Annotated in this window: 14 protein-coding genes; 5 read left to right on the forward strand and 9 right to left on the reverse strand. The window is 67.5% G+C overall.

The window, feature by feature from the left end:
* Positions 1 to 7 precede the first annotated feature (7 nt).
* Positions 8 to 1,201, reverse strand: a complete 1,194-nt coding sequence (locus FL311_RS09160; protein ID WP_141324558.1) for an MFS transporter — start codon at positions 1,199 to 1,201, stop codon at positions 8 to 10.
* 124 nt (positions 1,202 to 1,325) lie between these two features.
* On the opposite strand from FL311_RS09160, the gene FL311_RS09165 reads away from it, so the two are divergent.
* Positions 1,326 to 2,336 (forward strand): isopenicillin N synthase family oxygenase, encoded by a 1,011-nt coding sequence (locus tag FL311_RS09165; protein ID WP_141324559.1) that lies wholly within the window; start codon positions 1,326 to 1,328, stop codon positions 2,334 to 2,336.
* A gap of 115 nt (positions 2,337 to 2,451) precedes the next feature.
* The gene (locus tag FL311_RS09170; RefSeq protein ID WP_141324560.1) at positions 2,452 to 2,751 is read left to right on the forward strand and encodes a hypothetical protein; all 300 of its coding nucleotides are present in this window, start codon (positions 2,452 to 2,454) and stop codon (positions 2,749 to 2,751) included.
* Between the two features lie 6 nt (positions 2,752 to 2,757).
* On the opposite strand, the gene FL311_RS09175 is transcribed toward FL311_RS09170, so the two are convergent.
* The 8 genes from FL311_RS09175 to FL311_RS09210 all read right to left on the reverse strand — a co-directional run bounded on the left by FL311_RS09175 (position 2,758) and on the right by FL311_RS09210 (position 11,942).
* Positions 2,758 to 3,228 (reverse strand): NUDIX hydrolase, encoded by a 471-nt coding sequence (locus tag FL311_RS09175; RefSeq protein WP_141324561.1) that lies wholly within the window; start codon positions 3,226 to 3,228, stop codon positions 2,758 to 2,760.
* Positions 3,225 to 4,115: a DUF2380 domain-containing protein gene (locus tag FL311_RS09180; RefSeq protein ID WP_228556773.1), complete on the reverse strand. Its 891-nt coding sequence runs from the start codon at positions 4,113 to 4,115 to the stop codon at positions 3,225 to 3,227. The genes FL311_RS09175 and FL311_RS09180 overlap by 4 nt, the downstream gene beginning before the upstream one ends.
* Before the next feature lie 72 nt (positions 4,116 to 4,187).
* Positions 4,188 to 4,562, reverse strand: coding sequence for a metal-sulfur cluster assembly factor (locus FL311_RS09185; RefSeq protein WP_223749418.1), 375 nt, complete (start codon positions 4,560 to 4,562; stop codon positions 4,188 to 4,190).
* The gene (locus FL311_RS09190; protein WP_141324563.1) at positions 4,559 to 5,632 is read right to left on the reverse strand and encodes an amidohydrolase family protein; all 1,074 of its coding nucleotides are present in this window, start codon (positions 5,630 to 5,632) and stop codon (positions 4,559 to 4,561) included. Before FL311_RS09190 ends, FL311_RS09185 begins: the two co-directional genes overlap by 4 nt.
* A gap of 47 nt (positions 5,633 to 5,679) precedes the next feature.
* Positions 5,680 to 8,022 carry a PAS domain S-box protein gene (locus FL311_RS09195; protein WP_228556774.1) on the reverse strand — a complete coding sequence of 781 codons (2,343 nt, stop codon included), beginning with the start codon at positions 8,020 to 8,022 and terminating at the stop codon, positions 5,680 to 5,682.
* A 250-nt stretch (positions 8,023 to 8,272) separates the two neighbouring features.
* Positions 8,273 to 9,016, reverse strand: coding sequence for a cyclopropane-fatty-acyl-phospholipid synthase family protein (locus FL311_RS09200; protein WP_141324565.1), 744 nt, complete (start codon positions 9,014 to 9,016; stop codon positions 8,273 to 8,275).
* 3 nt (positions 9,017 to 9,019) lie between these two features.
* A complete protein-coding gene (locus tag FL311_RS09205; RefSeq protein WP_141324566.1) occupies positions 9,020 to 10,246 on the reverse strand; it encodes a type II toxin-antitoxin system HipA family toxin in 1,227 nt (408 codons plus the stop codon).
* 1 nt (position 10,247) lies between these two features.
* Positions 10,248 to 11,942 carry a DUF262 domain-containing protein gene (locus FL311_RS09210; protein WP_141324567.1) on the reverse strand — a complete coding sequence of 565 codons (1,695 nt, stop codon included), beginning with the start codon at positions 11,940 to 11,942 and terminating at the stop codon, positions 10,248 to 10,250.
* Between the two features lie 461 nt (positions 11,943 to 12,403).
* Between FL311_RS09210 and FL311_RS09215 the strand changes: the two genes are divergently transcribed.
* The 3 genes from FL311_RS09215 to FL311_RS09225 all read left to right on the forward strand — a co-directional run bounded on the left by FL311_RS09215 (position 12,404) and on the right by FL311_RS09225 (position 15,940).
* The gene (locus FL311_RS09215) at positions 12,404 to 13,903 is read left to right on the forward strand and encodes a M20/M25/M40 family metallo-hydrolase (protein WP_141324568.1); all 1,500 of its coding nucleotides are present in this window, start codon (positions 12,404 to 12,406) and stop codon (positions 13,901 to 13,903) included.
* 145 nt (positions 13,904 to 14,048) lie between these two features.
* On the forward strand, positions 14,049 to 15,167 hold the full coding sequence (locus FL311_RS09220) for a hypothetical protein (protein WP_141324569.1): 1,119 nt from the start codon (positions 14,049 to 14,051) through the stop codon (positions 15,165 to 15,167).
* On the forward strand, positions 15,164 to 15,940 hold the full coding sequence (locus FL311_RS09225; protein ID WP_141324570.1) for a hypothetical protein: 777 nt from the start codon (positions 15,164 to 15,166) through the stop codon (positions 15,938 to 15,940). The genes FL311_RS09220 and FL311_RS09225 overlap by 4 nt, the downstream gene beginning before the upstream one ends.
* Positions 15,941 to 16,016: the final 76 nt, after the last annotated feature.

Raw genomic sequence — 16,016 nt, forward strand, 5'->3', positions numbered from 1 at the left:
TGGAAGCTCAGGCCTCGCGTCGGTGGCTCAGCGCGAGGATGGCGAGGCCGATGACACAGAGTGCCGCGCCCGCCGCGCAGACGCCCGTCCAGCCGGCGTGGGTCCACGCGGTGGTGCCGAGCCAGGAGCCGGCCGCGCCGCCGGCGAAGTAGGTCACCATGTAGAGCGTGTTGAGGCGGCTGCGAGCCTCGGGGCGCAGGGCGTAGACGCGGGTCTGGTTGGAGATGTGGTTGCCCTGAACGCCCAGGTCGAGCAGCACGACGCCCAGGGCGATGCCCCACAGCCAGCGCCCCAGCGGCCACATCACGACGAAGGACAGCAGCAGCACGCCGATGGCGAACATGTTGATGCGCCGGCCTCCGTGCGAGTCCGCGTAGCGACCGACGACGGGGGCGATGAGCGCGCCCACCACGCCGATGACGCCGAAGAGTCCGGCGACCTGGGGGCCGTAGTGCTCGGGGAGGCTCTCCAGATACAGGGCGAGCGTGGACCAGAAGACGCTGAAGGCGCCGAAGGTGAGGGCGCCGAGCACCGCGTGGATGCGCAGCACGGGCTCGGTGCGCGCCAGGTGGACGAGCGAGCGCATCAGCTCCGGGTAGGGCATGGCGGCCACGGGCGGCTGCGAGGGCAGGGTGAAGCGCAGCACGACGGCGAGCAGGAGCATGAAGCCCGCGGCGAGCCAGAACATGGCGCGCCAGCCCAGGTGGGTGCCCACGAAGCCGGCGGCGGTGCGGGACAGGAGGATGCCGATGAGCAGGCCGCTCATCACGGTGCCCACCACGCGGCCGCGCTGCGCGGCGGGGGCCAGGTGCGCGGCGAAGGGGACGAGGAGCTGGGGGACGACGGTGGTGGCGCCCACGAGGAAGCTGGCGATGACGAGCCAGGGCAGGGTGGGGGCGAGCGCGGCGCCGACGAGGGCCAGGCTCACGAGCGCGGACATGGTGACGATGACGCGTCGTCGCTCCAGGCTGTCGCCGAGCGGGACGATGAGCAGCATGCCCGCCGCGTAGCCGACCTGCGTGAGCGTGGGCACGAGGCCGAGCATCCCGCCCGAGGCGCCGAGGTCCCGGCCGATGTCTCCGAGCAGGGGCTGGTTGTAATAGAGGTTGGCGGCGGTCGCACCGGAGGCGGCGGCCATGAGCCACACGAGTCCGGGGCTGAGCGTGGCGTGCGGCGATTCGGAAGGTGCTGACGTGGACATGGCGGACGCGGCGCACTCTCCACCCGGGGGCAGGTCGGGTCCAGCGCCACGTGCGTGCGGTCGTGCTCGCTTGCTCTGGAGGTGCCACACACGGTCCGAGTGCGGGTCGGTATAGGCTTCGAGGATGGCTGGAGTCCCCTCGTCTGGAAGTCTGCCTGTCATCGAGATGTCCCCGCTGTTCGATGCGTCCCGCTCCGAGGCTCGGCGGCAGGTGGCGCGAGACATCGAGCAGGCGTGTCGTGACACGGGCTTCTTCTATGTCTCGGGCCATGGGGTGCCCGACGCGCTCCTCGCGCGCATGGAGGAGCTGAGTCACCGCTTCTTCGCGCTGCCGCGTGAGGCGAAGGAGGCGATGGACATGGCGCGGGGTGGCGCCGCGTGGCGCGGGTGGTTTCCGTTGGGAGGAGAGCTCACGTCGGGCAAGCCCGACCGCAAGGAGGGGCTCTACCTGGGCACGGAGCTGGGGCCCGAGCATCCGCGCGTGAAGGCGGGCTGGCCGTTGCACGGCGCGAACCTGTGGCCCGAGGACCTGCCGGAGCTGCGCGGCGTGGTGCTCGAGTACATGGACCGGGTGACGCGCGCGGCGCATGCGCTGATGGAGGGTGTGGCGGAGAGCCTGGGATTGGAGCGGGATTATTTCCACCGTGCGTACACGGCGGACCCGACGGTGCTGTTCCGCATCTTCCACTATCCGGCGGAGCCGGAGCCCGTGGACGGTGAGGAGCGCTGGGGCGTGGGGGGGCACACGGATTATGGATTGCTGACGCTGCTCGCGCAGGACACGAACGGTGGGCTGCAGGTGAAGTCACGAAGGGGTTGGGTCGAGGCGCCGCCGATTCCCGGGACGTTGGTGTGCAACATCGGGGACATGCTCGATCGGCTCACGGGAGGTTGGTATCGCTCCACGCCGCACCGGGTGAAGAACGTGAGTGGGAGGGACCGGCTCTCGTTCCCGTTGTTCTTCGACCCGGACTTCGCCGCGGAGGTGCCGCCGCTGCCGAACGTGGCGGTGGATGAGGACCGTGCGCAGCGATGGGATGGCGCGAGCGTCCATGCCTTCAGCGGGACGTATGGGGACTATCTGCTGGGGAAGGTGTCGAAGGTGTTTCCCCAGTTGGTGCGGCGGGTGCTGTAGCCTCGGTTTCGCATGTCTACAAAGCCCCAGCCCTACACGACGCTCCCCGGTGCGCGGTTCGAACCCCTGGCCACGGACGAGGGCCTCGCGCGCTACGACCTGCTCGGGGTCAGCGATGATTCGGGCGAGAGACCTGTTGCTGAGCGACGAGGCCCAGGTGTTCATCGAGGGGGACCTCAAGTTGACCGGCAACCTCGTCACGAACGTGACGGATGCGGCGCATCTGGTCGTCCACGGTGAGGCGAAGTTCAGCGCGTGGCTGCGCCCGAGTCAGCGTGGCGCCGTCTATCTCCCGGAGTCGGTGCCGGACCCCATCGAGGGGGATGCGCTCAAGGAGAAGCGGGTTCCCACGCTGAGTTCGTCACAGTCCTGGGTCGAGCACGTGCTGTCGGGACAGCGACTGTTGCGCGACTGAGGAAGCTCAGGCTTCTTCGTCGGGCAGGAGCGTACGGAGAAGCGCGTCGTCGGGACCGAGTGGGCGCCAACCCGTGGGGGGCGGGTTGGCGAAGAGAGCGTCGCTCACCTCGCGTACACGCTGCTCGTGCGTTTCAGGAGTGATGCCGAACCACAACCCGAGTGCCTTGGCGACCTTGAATCGGTTGTCGTCATCCATCACCGCGGGCCATCCGTCGGGAAGAGAACCCCATAACTCGCGCACGAGCTGTCCCCGTATCAAGCGCGTGACCTGGTGGCTTCGCTCCGCTTCGGCGACCAATCCGTTGTACACCTGTATCCCAGCAATATCGTCCGCACCCAATTCCTGAGCGAGCGCCACCAACGATGCCGTGGGGCGGGCCTCGGCGAAGGCAGTGAGCGAGTCGTAACCTCGGTCACGAACGCGCTCGTACAGACGGGCCTTCCAGTTTCCTTGCCAGGGCTGCCCGTCGGTCATCGGCTTGCTCCCTTGGTGAACTGGATGGGGATGTAGAAAGCCTTCATGCGCTCCGCGACGATGTCCAGGACCTGATTCCGCGTCAACACTCGACCTGTGAGGGCCTCGGTTTGGTGCAGAGTCCGCATGATCATCCGATTCCACTCGTCGGGCCACGTGCGTCCCAGCTTCCAGTTGCCTCCACCGTGAATCGCCTCATGGTGGGCCTGCTCCAACCGGACGCAGAACTGGTCGATGTCCATGTCCCCCTTGAAGCCGCGCTGCTCGAACCACTTGCGGTGCTCTCTCGGTAGGACATGGTGCCGTGGCGGCTCGGCCATGCCCGCGCCGGCTCTGCCTGTCACCCGCATGCCGCGCACCTCGGGGCTGTCTCCCAGGGCTTCACGCACTCCCTCCGGGAGCTCCTGATTCGCCTGGGCCATCAGCACCTGGCCACCGTGGATGCGGACCGCCGCGCTCACCGCCGGCGCGGAGATGACGCCCGCCTGCACCAGCCGCCGCCCCGCCATCCGGAGCAGCGCCAGCTCCATGTTCGGGTCCTCTACCTCCGAGGCCTCACCCATCCAGACCATCGCGCTCCCCAGCTCGCCACGCGCCCACGTCAGCTGCCGCGTCCCCTGCTCGAGATACCGCCCGAACACCCCGTCGAACCCTCGCCCCCCGAAGTCCGACGGGCGCTCCTGGAGCACGGCCAGCGCCGCCCTGCTCTCACCCAGAGACCCCTTCACCTCATCGACGGAGTGCAGGACCGCGCCGTGCACCGACGCCACGTCCTCGCGCCCACCCCGCGTCGAGCCCTCACCGAACCGCTGGTACCGCAGCAGCCCGTGGTCCTCGGAGGCACAGCCCATCACGAGCCACAGCGACACCACCATCCATCGCGCCATACCCATCCCAAAGCAAAGGGCCCGTCACCCACCCGGATGACGAGCCCGCTCCAACCCAGACGAACAGCCGCTTCAGCGCGACGTCGGCGCCTCACCGCGGGGAATCATCCGTCCCCCGAGCATCGTGATGCGCTTCGCCGCCAGTCGCTCCCGAGCCTCCGGATGGATGTCCTGCGGCGTCCACTTCAGGTCGTGGTCGAACTCCACGTGCACGGACTCGACACCCTCCTGGCCCGTGAGCCGCTGCTCGATTTCGCGCATGAAGTACGCGGCCATCATGCACATGGGCGAGGTGATGTGCAGACGCACCGTCACCTTCCCTTCCTGATGAACCACGCTCTCGATGAGCCCCATCTCCCCGATGCCCAGCGGCACGCCCGTGGCCAGGCTGCATGGGTCCGGAATCTCCTGGATGCGCTCGCGCAGCGCGCTCTCCACGGGCGTCACGGCCGCCCTCCCTGGTAGCTGTACGGCTGGATGTTCCCCTTCGCCTTCTTGCGCGCGAACTCGTCGTTCGCGATGCGCTTCTTCACCGCCTCCACATCCACGCCCGCGTAGCGCGCGTAGTTGTCGCAGAGAATCATCCGCTTCACCTCGGGCGTCACCTGCATGCCGCACACCTGGGTGAGCTCCTCGGGCAGCTGGAAGTCGTTCCAGAACTTCTCCAGCGCCGGCTGCGGGTGGCTGAACACCGTGCCGGAGCCCCACATGATCTTCGCGGGGCCCGCCCACTTGAGCAGCTGCGCCAGCGACTCGGCGAACCAGCGCTCGCGCTTCACCAAGAGCGCCCCCGTCACCTCCAGATTCACATACACGTTGGGGAACAGCGACAGCTGCATGCCCGTCTCGTCCAGGAACGCCATGCCGCCGTGGACGATTTCGAAGTTCAGGTCCGGGAACGCATCCGCCGCGCCGCCGATGTCGTCGACCTTGTACGCCTCGATGGGCACCGCCCCCATCGGCAGGCCCTTGTGCACCGCGATGTTCTTGATGCCCAGCTTCTGCGCCCGCTCGAACAGCGGGAACGCGATGCGCGGGTCATCCATCCGCCAGCCGGTGTGCTTGAACGAATCCCCCAGCCACGCCGCCGGATAGAGCTTCAGCCCCGTGGGCTTGAGCTCCTCCACCTGCTTCTCCAGGTCCTCCAGCGCCGCCGTGCCCCGCAGCGGGTCCACGCCCGCGTACACCAGGAAGCGGTCCGGGAAGCGCCGCTTGATGTCGAGCGTCTTCTCGTACGAGCACAGCCCGTCCGTGTAGAGCGTCTGCAGCGGCAGCACGTGGTGCACCGCGAGGTCGACGTCGCTCTCCACGAAGAGGATGTGGGCCAGCTCGTCCACGGACCAGTCCTTCATGAACTGCTCCGGCTTCACGACACGGTGCGTGTCGCCGGACAGCCCCGAGTGCAGGCCGAAGATGAGCTGGGCCAGGGATTCGGCGTACTTCCCGGCACGCCAGTTGGACGGGTGCAGGTTGTACGCGTGCGTAACCGCATCGATGACGAATCCGCCGCCAATCACCAGGGAACTCCCTTCAGGGGCGCGCCGGGACATCCGGCGCGGTGGTTTCATTCCAGGCCGGAGACATCACCGTCAACCCCGACGGCCAATACCTCTCCGACCAACTGCTGAATCATCTGCGCGTCGAACGGCTTCTCGATGCGCGGGTTGGGAATGCGCTCCAGGAACTGTCGCGCCCGGGCCGTGTACGAGCCGCCGGTGATGAAGATGAAGCGCAGGCTCAACCCCGGCTCCCGCTCACGCACCCGCTCGTAGACGTCCATGCCGGTGATGCCCGGCATCATCAGGTCGCAGAAGATGGCGTCGAACGGAGCGCCCGAGTCCAGCTTCGCCAACGCCTCCTCGCCGCTGCTCACCACCGTCACCTGGTGGCGCTTGCCGATGATGCGCGCCAGCGAGCGACCCACCGCGGGCTCGTCGTCGATGACCAGCATCCGGCCGGCGCGCTCGGACGAGGGCGGCAGCAGCACGGGCACCTCGCGAGGCGCCGCGTCCGCGGGCGCGGGGGGCAGCAGCACCGTGAAGGTCGTCCCGTGGCCCGGCTCGCTGCGCACCGTGATGTCGCCGCCCAGGCCGCGCATGATGCCGTGGCAGATGGACAACCCCAGGCCCGTGCCCGAGCCCACCGCCTTGGTCGTGAAGAACGGGTCGAAGATGCGCGCGAGCACGCTGGGCGGCATGCCGCTGCCCGAGTCGCTCACGTCCACCGCCACGCCCCCGTGGGGCCCCGGGCGCACCCAGAGCGTCACGTGCTGGTTCGTCGGGTCTCCCTCGGGGATGGCCTGTGCCGCGTTGACGACGAGGTTCAGGAACACCTGCCCCAGCCGCGACGCGTCCGCGTGCACCAGCGGCACGTCCTCGTACTTCTTGATGACCTGCGCGCGCGGGCGCAGCTCGCTGGAGGCCAGCTTGAGCGAGAACTCCAGCGACTCGCGCACGTCGAGCAGCTCGCGCCGCTCCTCGTCCTGGCGCGAGATGTACTTCAGGTCCCGGACGATGTTGCGCACGCGGGTGGCGCCCTCGTGCGCCTCCTTGAGCAGCTCCACCGTGTCCTTCAGGGTCATGGACCAGCTCGGCGCCAGCGCGCCGCCGTCGGGCAGCGTCCTCCCCAGCTCTCCGCCCAGCCGGTGCATCGCGTCCAGGGCCGACTCCAGGTTGGCCATGACGTAGGTGAGCGGGTTGTTGATTTCGTGGCCCACGCCCGCGGCCAACGTGCCCGCGAGCACCATCCGGTCCGACTGGAGCAGCTGGGCCTGCATGCGCTTGCGCTCGGTGATGTCGCGCGCCATCACCACGACGGCGCCCACGCCGTCGAAGTCCACGGGCAGCCCCGCGCTCTCCGCGTCGAACCAGGTGCCGTCTCGGCGCAGGTAGCGAATCTCGCGCAGCGGGGCCAGCTCGCCCCGGGCCACCACCGCGTGCACGCGCTGGCGCACCATGTCCAGGTCGTCCGGGTGGACGATGGTCCAGATGGACCGGCCGATGAGCTCGCTGGCGTGCTCGTAGCGCAGCGCGCGCAGCAGCGTGGGGTTCACGTACACGAAGCGCTGGTCGCGGTGGACGAAGATGACCTCGGGCGCCGTCTCGATGAGCTTGCGGAAGCTCTCCTCGGAGCGGTGCAGGGCCTCCTCGGTGCGCTTTCGCTCGGTGACGTCCTCGAAGGCGAACAGCCGGTAGCGGGACTCGTCGCCGCTGGCGCCCATGGGCGTGGACAGCCGGCGCAGGGTGCGGCCGTTGGTCAGCTGCGCCTCGTCCGCGTGCAGCGGCGGAGGGGTGTCGGCCTGCGTCGCGGGGACCAGGCGCAGCACGCTCGCCGCCTCACCCGCGCGCAGGCAGTGGCCGAGCACATCCTCGTGGGTCACCTGACCCTTGCGGATGGCGCTCTCCAGCGACTCGATACCCCACAGCTGGCAGAAGCGGCGGTTGGCGTAGAGCACCGCGCCCGTGCGCACCTCCACCACGTAGAGGCCCAGGGGCAGGCTGTCGCTCATCGCCCACGGCGGCAGCGGACCGCCAGACTCGGACGTGCTGGGGCCGGGCTCGAGCGCGGGAGGCGACTCCAGCCTGCGCACCGTGCAGTACAGCGGGCCGCCCACCGCGGAGCAGGCGACGCTCCACACGAGCCACGCCCACGTGCCGTCCCGACAGCGCCACCGACAGGAGAAGCGGGTGGTGCCCATCCTCCGCGCCAGCGACTCCAACCGGGAGTCCACCTGGGCGAGGTCCTCGGGATGGATGAAGCCCCGATAGCCCTCCAGCCGCAGCTCCGTGGGAGACCAACCCACCGTCACGTTCCAGGCCGGGTTGGCTTCCAGAATCCGCCCCTGCGAGCCCAGCACCGCGAACAGCTCGGTCGAGAGCTCGAAGAATCGGTGAGCCCACTGCTCCATCAACATTGCGTTCCTTCGACGTCCTGAGGCTCGACACACCACGGCCCTGGGGGGAGGTCATGGCGTCGCTGGGGTGCGTGACGGGGACTAACGTGCCTTCAGCGACATAGACACCATTTCTGGAAAAAATGCATGTCCGTATTTCTTTGACCCAGGGGAGTGAATGGGTGCCCGGGTGCAGGGCAACCACAGGGCCGAGCCCTGACGGTGGGGCTCAATTCCTGTCGCATTGCTGGAACCGCGCGAGCGCTCAGGTGGGGCGGCGCAACAGATAGAAGACGTAGCCGTAGGCGTGGCCGTGGTGACGGTAGAGGTCCGTCTCGGAGTGGGCGCCGGCGATGACCTGGCGGAGGGGCTCGTCGGCGGTGGGGGCGAGGCGCCGGGCGCGCTCGAGCAGCGGGGTGTAGTAGTCGTCCCACCACGCGGAGGGCGGGAGGGTGAAGGTGTCCAGCACCTCCATGCCCGCGGCGAGGGCGGCAGCGCGGTTCTCCTCGACGGTGCCCATGGTGGGGTAGCCCTGGGCCCAGAACTCCACGGCCTCGGCGGGGCGGGTGTCGGTGAGCCAGGTGCACTCGGTGATGGCGGCGAGGCCGCCGGGTGCGAGCAGGGGCCGCCAGCGCGTGAGGCCGGGGCCGAAGCCCAGATGGTAGATGGCCCCCTCGGACCAGAGCAGGTCGACGGATTCGTGGGGGAGGTCGAGCGTCCCCATGTCCTGACAGCGTGTCTGGATGAAGGCTTGCAGTCCTCGCGCGCGGGCGTCCCGTTCGAGCTGGTGGAGGAAGGGTGGGTGGAGATCCACCGCGAGGATGTGGGTCCGCAAGGCTTCGGCGAGCGCCAGCGTCTGTCTTCCGTTGCCGCAGCCCAGGTCCACGACTCGCGGGGTGGGTGGCAGGGATGGGAGGCGGCGGAGGGCGTCCAGGGTACAGGCGTCGCTGCCGGGGCCCAGGCGTGGCAGGCCACTGTAGAGGGTGAAGAAGGCGGCCTCGGGTGTCATGGGTCACCCTCCGTTCGTGAGCAGGGGGACCTGTTTCCAGTGCTCCTCGATGCGGTGCTTGCTCTCGGTGGAGAGGGGGAGCTGTGGGTGGAGGGAGGACCAGGTGTCCAGCGTGGCGGCGACGGTGTCCTTCACGGTGGAGAGGACTTCGTCTGGGGGGAGGTCGAGCTTGCGGGCCAGGCGCTCGAAGCTGGCGAGGGTGACGTCCTCGAAGCGCTTGGAGCGCGCGAGGTTCAGGGCCAGCGAGTCCTTGGGCATGTACTGGATGGTGGAGACGAAGTCGTAGGCGGGCGAGAGCGTGGCCTTGATGCCGTCGGGGTAGAGCAGGGACCAGTTCTTGTGGTGGGCGTCGCCGTTGCCGATGGCGATGTTGAAGACGAGGCGGCGCAGGAACTCGTTGAGGGAGTCTCGGCCGGCGACGCGGAAGATGACGTTGGCGACGGTCTCGTAGTTGAACTTCTTGTACTTCTCCTCCGAATAGAGGCCGAGGACCTGGGCCATGTCTTCCATGTGGATGCGCTGACCCGGGGAGGGACGGTCGAAGCGGCGGATGGCGTAGGCGAGGTCCTCGCGGAGGGTGATGCCCTCGGGGAGTCCCTCGAGGTCGCTGACGTTCACGAGCATCAGCTCCGGCACGGTGATGCCGATGGCTCGGGCCCACGTCATCATGGAGAACTCGTTCTCCGGCACGTGGTCGTAGCGGTTGTCGGGGAGCTTGAGGATCCAATCGCCTCCGCGGCCGCCGGTGGGGAGCGTCAGTCCTCGGTCCTTGCGCAGCATGGAGAACTTGAGCTGGACGCCCGCGAGGGAGAAGCGGAGGGGCTCCTCGTTGCTCGAAGTGGTCGAGGGCTCGGGCTCCTCCTCGGGGGCGGGGGCGTCCCAGCGGAGGCTCGTGGCGGGTCGGACGATGAGCGCGCCGGGGAGGTCCTCGCCGAGACGGGCGATGAGGAAGAACTCGCGCTGCTTGGCGACCTGCTCCCGCTCTGCGATGAGTTCGCGGAGTGGACCTTCCGGGAGGAGGTTGGAGAAGAAGGACGGGAGCCGCATCCGGCTGCTGTAGCGGCGGGTGAGGTCGTCCTCGAAGGACTGGCCCAGGATGGGACGAGGGGCGCGCTGGCGATAGGCGTCAGAGAGGACGAACTCGATGCGCTCGTCCGAGAGCAGCGTGAGCGTGCCGACGTGGACGTCGTTCAGGTGGACGTCGAGGATTCCGGAGGAGTTGGGATCCATGTCAGTCCTCTTCGTCGGAGATGACGAGTGACTGGATAGAAGGGCGTTCCGATTCATCCCATCTCATTTTGGAATAAAGGAACGCCTCGAAGTGTGTCGCGATGGTTTCAGCCCGCAGTGCGAGGAAGTCCTCAACTCGTTTTTGCTCCAAGGCCAATCGTGCGTTTGGGGAGATGAGATGACTTTGGAGAATCTCTGGTTCAGTGAGCGCCGAGCGGAGGATTTTCACCGGAGACGCGTCAGGAATCTCGGGGTGAGAGAGCTGGTTGGCGATCTCCCGGCGATGATCCGGTATGAGGTCATCAAAGCTACGAGGCGAGGCACCGACACCAGCCGGCAGGATGGGAATGAACGCGGCTGCGCCCTGTTCGCTCAGGAGTGCTGAAGTATCGAGTTTCCGTCCAGTGAGGAGGTGTCGGGGGCGAGCATCCATCATTGCCAGGTGAATCCAGGCACTAAGCCCGGACCACATGAATATTCTGAGATCGACGACGTGACCTATCGCAAAGCTGCTCTCGATGGACCCTGCGGGAAGAGAAGGTTCGTCGGTTCGCGTCAGCGCAAAAAACTGTTGAATGGAGTGCTCTTCGCTATCGCTAACGCTGTTTATGTATTTGCCGATCGAGGAACGATGGAAACCGCAATAAGCACGAATGAAGAGATCTAGCCAGAGCCAACGACTCAGCAGTGTTCTTGAACGGGGGCTGGGGGTGGGATGGAGATGGAAGAATCGAGCAAGGACAAGAAGTGGATAGGTTTGCTGTAGAAGAAAGCTGCGGTGAGGGAAGCCTGCGTCGAGCTTGAGGAAGATGATTGCGTCGCGAAGCGCTTCGCTTGTTTGGGCCAGAACAGGAGCTAGATTCTCATCTTCGCGCAGTTGCGTCTGGAAACTCTGTGTGTAGTTCAGCCCTTGCGTCGCGAGGACTGCTTGGACCAAGAACTCCGGGTCAAAACTACCGAAGCCCAGTTCTTCTAGTTCCTGCGATATGGCCTGCAGGTCGAGGCGCCTTTTCCCTGTCGTGCTTCCATATAAGGCATTGAAGACCTCTTCCTGACTCAACGGCTTCCCCGATGTGTTCAGCCGCTTGAAGATGATGCGAAGGGTCTGTTCCTCGTCAGCGTCGACGATGTACGCGGGGACCTGGAACTCACGAATCGCCTTGCCGAACCGGATGGCCGACTTCGTGTGCTCTGGGTGTTGAGCGCGGCCCGGATAGCGGTCCAGCCACTCCAGCAGGTGCTCGCTGTTCAGCGTGACGTTCAGCGGGAGCCAGTGAGTCTTGAACTCCTTCGTGTCGTCGGGGTGGATGATCTCCTCGGTCTCCAGGTCGAAGAAGAGCGAGAAGTCATCCTGCCCTCTCGTCTCTGCGGCCTCCTCTCGCAGTAGAACAGTGGCCAGGGACGAGAGGCGTTGCTGTCCATCCACCACCCACAGGGCCTGCGACGACGACGGCGCATCGATGCGCAACGGGCCATACTGGAGCCGCTCCGCCGGCGCCTCGTGCTTCCAGAACAACAGCGTCCCGATGGGATACCCCCGGTATACGCTGTCGAAGAGAGCGCGGACGTCCTCGGCGGTCCATTTCAAGGGGCGCTGGAACGAGGGGACTCGGACCTCCCCTCTTTGGACCTTGTCCATCAGGTCCTCGATGCTGAAGGCCGTCGCTTGGGGGCGTCGCGTCAGGTTGGAGGGCATGGTTCTCCTCGGACGGCCTCTAACACGCTGGCGGACAGGGCCTGGCTTCAACGGCACCATGTCTGTTCTTGGGATCCACCTACCTTGGCCTACGTTAAATATCCATGTCGCTGTAAAATTGAACCACTTCCTGGGAAAAGTTGTTCGCTTGTACGCTGAGTGAGGTGCCGGGCTTGACGGCGTTGCGAATGATCTTCAACATGCCCGCCACGTTTCCTCCCTAAAGAGTGAGACGCAGCGGCGGCTATCGCCTCCCCCAAAAGCGATACCGTCGTATGAAGTCCCAGTTGAGCCCCGCGCGCCGCGTTCCCCCTCTCGGCGCGCGGTGGCCCCTGGGATTCTCCGAAATCCTCTCCATAGTCGCCAGGCAAGCGTCCGTGACTCGCACGGTGCGTCGAGCGCATCTGGCTTGCGAGCCCTGAGGGCCGGGCGGAGAGTGGGCGCCTCTTCCGGAGGTCCTCTTGCCCGTCTCCACGCTCATCCTGTCGTCATCCCTGGCGCTGCAGCTCGTGTCGGGCGCAGCCCCCGCCGCTCCCGCGAAGCCCCAGGCCCCCGCGAGGTCCGCCGCGCCCGCGAAGAAGGCATATGCGCCGCCGCTGGCCGTGGCGGAGAAGCTGGTGGGCCCCGCGCTGACGGAAGGACACTCCTACGCGCGCCTCGCGGAGCTGACGGATGGGATTGGCCCGCGCCTGTCGGGCTCCGAGGGCGCCGCCGCCGCGGTGCAGTGGGCCCTCAAGAGCTTCAAGGCCGACGGCGTGAAGGCATGGACCGAGCCCGTGAAGGTGCCTCGCTGGGTGCGCGGCGAGGAGCGCGCGGAGATTCTCCCTTCCGCCACCACGCGCGGCCATCCGCTGTTCATCCTCGCGCTGGGTGGCAGCCCGCCGACGGCCCCCGAGGGCCTCACCGCCGAGGTGGTGGAGGTGACGTCGCTGGAGGCGCTCGCCACGTTGGGTGACTCGGTGAAGGGGAAGATTGTCTTCTTCAACCACACCATGTCGTCGCCCGCGGACTACGGACGCTTCGCGGGGCTGCGCGGTCGAGGCCCGGCGCTCGCGGCGAAGGCGGGCGCGGTGGGCTCGCTGGTGCGCTCGCTGGCCACGGCGTCGCTGCGCACGCCGCACACGGGCTCCACCCGCTTCGATGACGAGGGGCCTCGCATCCCCGCCGCGTCGGTGACGACGGAGGAGGCGGACCAACTGCACCGTCTGCTCGCGAAGGGGCCGGTGCGCGTGAAGATGGTGCTCGGGTGCTCGGAGTTGCCGGACGCGGACTCGCACAACGTGGTCGCCGAGGTGCGCGGCCGTGAGAAGCCGCAGGAAATTGTCCTCATCAGCGCGCACCTGGACTCGTGGGACGTGGGCACCGGCGCGCATGACGACGGCGCGGGCGTGGTGATGGTGATGGAGGCCGCGCGGCTCATCGCGAAGCTGCCGCAGGCGCCCCGGCGCACGGTGCGGGTGGTGCTGTACATGAATGAGGAGAACGGCCTGCGCGGTGGCCGCGCGTATGCGGAGGCGCACGCGGCGGAGCTGTCCAAGCACGTGGCCGCCATGGAGATGGACTCGGGTGGCGGGCGGCCGGTGGCGGTGAGCCTGCGCTCGGGCCCGGGTGGCAAGGAGCTGCTGGAGCCGTGGCTGTCGCCGCTGGTGGCGCTCGGCGCGGCGCAGTTCTCCACGCGTGAGGCGGGCGGAGCGGACATCAGCCCGCTGCTCCCCGCGCGCGTGCCGTTCTTCGGCGTGGAGGTGGATGCGAGCCGCTACTTCGACGTGCACCACACGCACGCGGACACGTTGGACAAGGTGGACCCGCAGGACCTGGCGCGCAGCACGGCCGCCACCGCGTGGGTGACGTACGCGATGGCCGAGTCCCCGGACACGCTCGCGCGGCCGGAGGCTCCCACCGCGCCCCCGGGCGGCGGTGCGCCGGTGGCCGCGCCTCCGAAGGCTTCGTCGGGGCACTGAGCAGGGGAGGGGGCTCGGGATTCCGAGCCCCTCCGTGGCGCCTGAGCGGGCTTGAGGTTCGGTGACTTAATTTTGTCGATATGGCGAAAATGCCGGCAAATTGCCGGCTTTTTTGCCGGCATCATGCCAGTATCGACAAAATTGAATGAAGCCCGATAGACCCCACTTCAGGGAAGAGTTCTGGAAGGACCCGCCGACGCTTCCGGCGGGCGTGGAGCTGGTGCGTCAGGAGGGGTTGATCATCCCGCGGACCGGTCCGGGAGGAGAGTCGGCGTATGACCTCGCGGAGGTCCGACTTCCGGAGGCCAGGGTCCCGGTGCTGTTGAGCTACCGCGCGCCCCTGTTCCCCGCGCAGGTGGTGGCCCAGAAGGACAAGCTGCTGTCGCTCCGCGAGCAGCTTCGTCACCGGGAAACGGATTTCGACAAGCTGCCGACCTTCCGTGTGCCGATGCTCGTCACCGACTCCGCGTCGCCTCGCGTGGTCGAGGCCTGTGCGAACGAAGAGCTCGCGCTGGTGGATCAACGCGGCACGTTCTTCCTGCGCACCGGGAGCACCTTCATCCGGATTCAGGGGCGCGGTTCCGCGAACCGTGTCCCGCGTGAGCCCGTGTTCCATGGCAAGGGCAGTCGCATCGTGCGTGTGCTGCTCGAGTCTCCTGGTCGCCGCTGGACGGTGCGCGCGCTCTCGGACCTGACCCAGACGAGCTACGCGTATGCGCATGGGGTCATCAAGCGACTCACCCAGGAGGGACTGGTGGACGTCGGTGGCGGCGTGCGCCTTCGCGAGCCCGTGGGGCTGCTCAAGACGTGGATGAAGCACGGGCGTCCCACCGCCATCTCGAAGGAGGGGTTCAACGCGCCCTCCACGACGTCGCAGGCGCTCGAGGCGGGGTATCGGAGGCTGAGCTCCCAGGGGATTCGCTCCATCTTCTCCCTGGCGAGCGGCCTCGAGCCCGAGGAGCGATTCGTCTCGGGGCTGCCCCACGGGCTCTATCTCTCCGGTTCGCAGGAGGCGGCCATCCGCGCCTTCGAGCTGCGCCGGATGACGCCGCACAACTTCTGGATTCTCCGCGCGGAGCCCTCCGCAGAGACGGAGGTGGGAGGCATCTATTTCAGTCCGCGCGCCCTTCCCCATGGCCCGGGTGTATCGCTCCCCCAACTGGCCGTGGACTTCCAGCACAGCGGCGGGCGCGGCGAGGAACAGGCGGACGAGCTGCTGCGTCGCTTCGCGAGGTCGTTGCCGCTCGTTGAGGACTTCGAGTGACCGACGAGGAGCGGTTCGACGAAATCCTGGGCGAGCTCCGGGAGCTGTTGCTCGACCTGGGAGCGCTGTCGACGCCCGTGATGCTCATCGGTGGACAGGTGCTCGCGTTGGAGTCGAAGCGTCGCGGAGGCTCGGGGGTCATCGCCGTCGAGACGGACACGGGCGTGGCCGTGGAGCGGGGGTTCTCGTTCGAGCCCGACCTGCTGTTCGACATGGACGGCTCGGAGTTCATGGCGGGCCGGCTCCCCGAGGTCTTCTCGGCACGAGGCTTCTCCCGACGCTTGAGGGATTACCGTTGGTCGAAGGACCTGCCCAGTGGCCAGCGCATGGACCTGGACCTCTTCGCGCCAGGTGATGCCGAGCTCGAGGCGTTGCCGACGCAGATGACGCCGCTGCTGGACTCTCGCGTCGCCTTGCGTCGGAGCCAGCGTGTGTCACTCCCCGTGGGCGGCAAGTCCCTGGCGATTCTCCTGCCCGACGCCGTGGGCTTCCTCACGATGAAGGAGCGCGCCAAGCGCGAGCAGCGGCCCACGAAGTCCAAGGACAGCTTCGACATGTTCGTCTACGTCAAGCTGGTGGGGACGCAGTCCACACGCGAAGCACTCGACTCGGCGGGGGACGAGGGCGCGCTGTTGCGAGCGCGGCTGAAGACGCTCTTCTGGAGCAGGGACGCGGCGGGCGTTCAGGATGTCCTCACGTACGCGTCGCAGCATTCCTCCGACGAGCAGGAGTTGTTGGCGCAGGCCGTCGTCGACCTGTTCGACGAGCTGTGAGGTCCACGCACACGCGGGGGAGGGGAGGCGGGGACAGGCACCCGCCCGCTCGCTCTCCGAGGTCTCCGTTGACGCT

Origin of the sequence: Myxococcus sp. AB025B, assembly GCF_006518215.1 — a bacterium.
GTDB classification, from domain to species: domain Bacteria; phylum Myxococcota; class Myxococcia; order Myxococcales; family Myxococcaceae; genus Myxococcus; species Myxococcus fulvus.

What these genes read in the sequence shown, in the direction of transcription:
- FL311_RS09160 (WP_141324558.1), bottom strand. Translation starts at nt 1,201, where the DNA reads ATGTCCACGTCAGCACCTTCCGAATCGCCGCACGCCACGCTCAGCCCC.
- FL311_RS09165 (WP_141324559.1), top strand. Translation starts at nt 1,326, where the DNA reads ATGGCTGGAGTCCCCTCGTCTGGAAGTCTGCCTGTCATCGAGATGTCC.
- FL311_RS09170 (WP_141324560.1), top strand. Translation starts at nt 2,452, where the DNA reads ATGATTCGGGCGAGAGACCTGTTGCTGAGCGACGAGGCCCAGGTGTTC.
- FL311_RS09175 (WP_141324561.1), bottom strand. Translation starts at nt 3,228, where the DNA reads ATGACCGACGGGCAGCCCTGGCAAGGAAACTGGAAGGCCCGTCTGTAC.
- FL311_RS09180 (WP_228556773.1), bottom strand. Translation starts at nt 4,115, where the DNA reads ATGGCGCGATGGATGGTGGTGTCGCTGTGGCTCGTGATGGGCTGTGCC.
- FL311_RS09195 (WP_228556774.1), bottom strand. Translation starts at nt 8,022, where the DNA reads ATGGAGCAGTGGGCTCACCGATTCTTCGAGCTCTCGACCGAGCTGTTC.
- FL311_RS09200 (WP_141324565.1), bottom strand. Translation starts at nt 9,016, where the DNA reads ATGACACCCGAGGCCGCCTTCTTCACCCTCTACAGTGGCCTGCCACGC.
- FL311_RS09205 (WP_141324566.1), bottom strand. Translation starts at nt 10,246, where the DNA reads ATGGATCCCAACTCCTCCGGAATCCTCGACGTCCACCTGAACGACGTC.
- FL311_RS09210 (WP_141324567.1), bottom strand. Translation starts at nt 11,942, where the DNA reads ATGCCCTCCAACCTGACGCGACGCCCCCAAGCGACGGCCTTCAGCATC.
- FL311_RS09220 (WP_141324569.1), top strand. Translation starts at nt 14,049, where the DNA reads ATGAAGCCCGATAGACCCCACTTCAGGGAAGAGTTCTGGAAGGACCCG.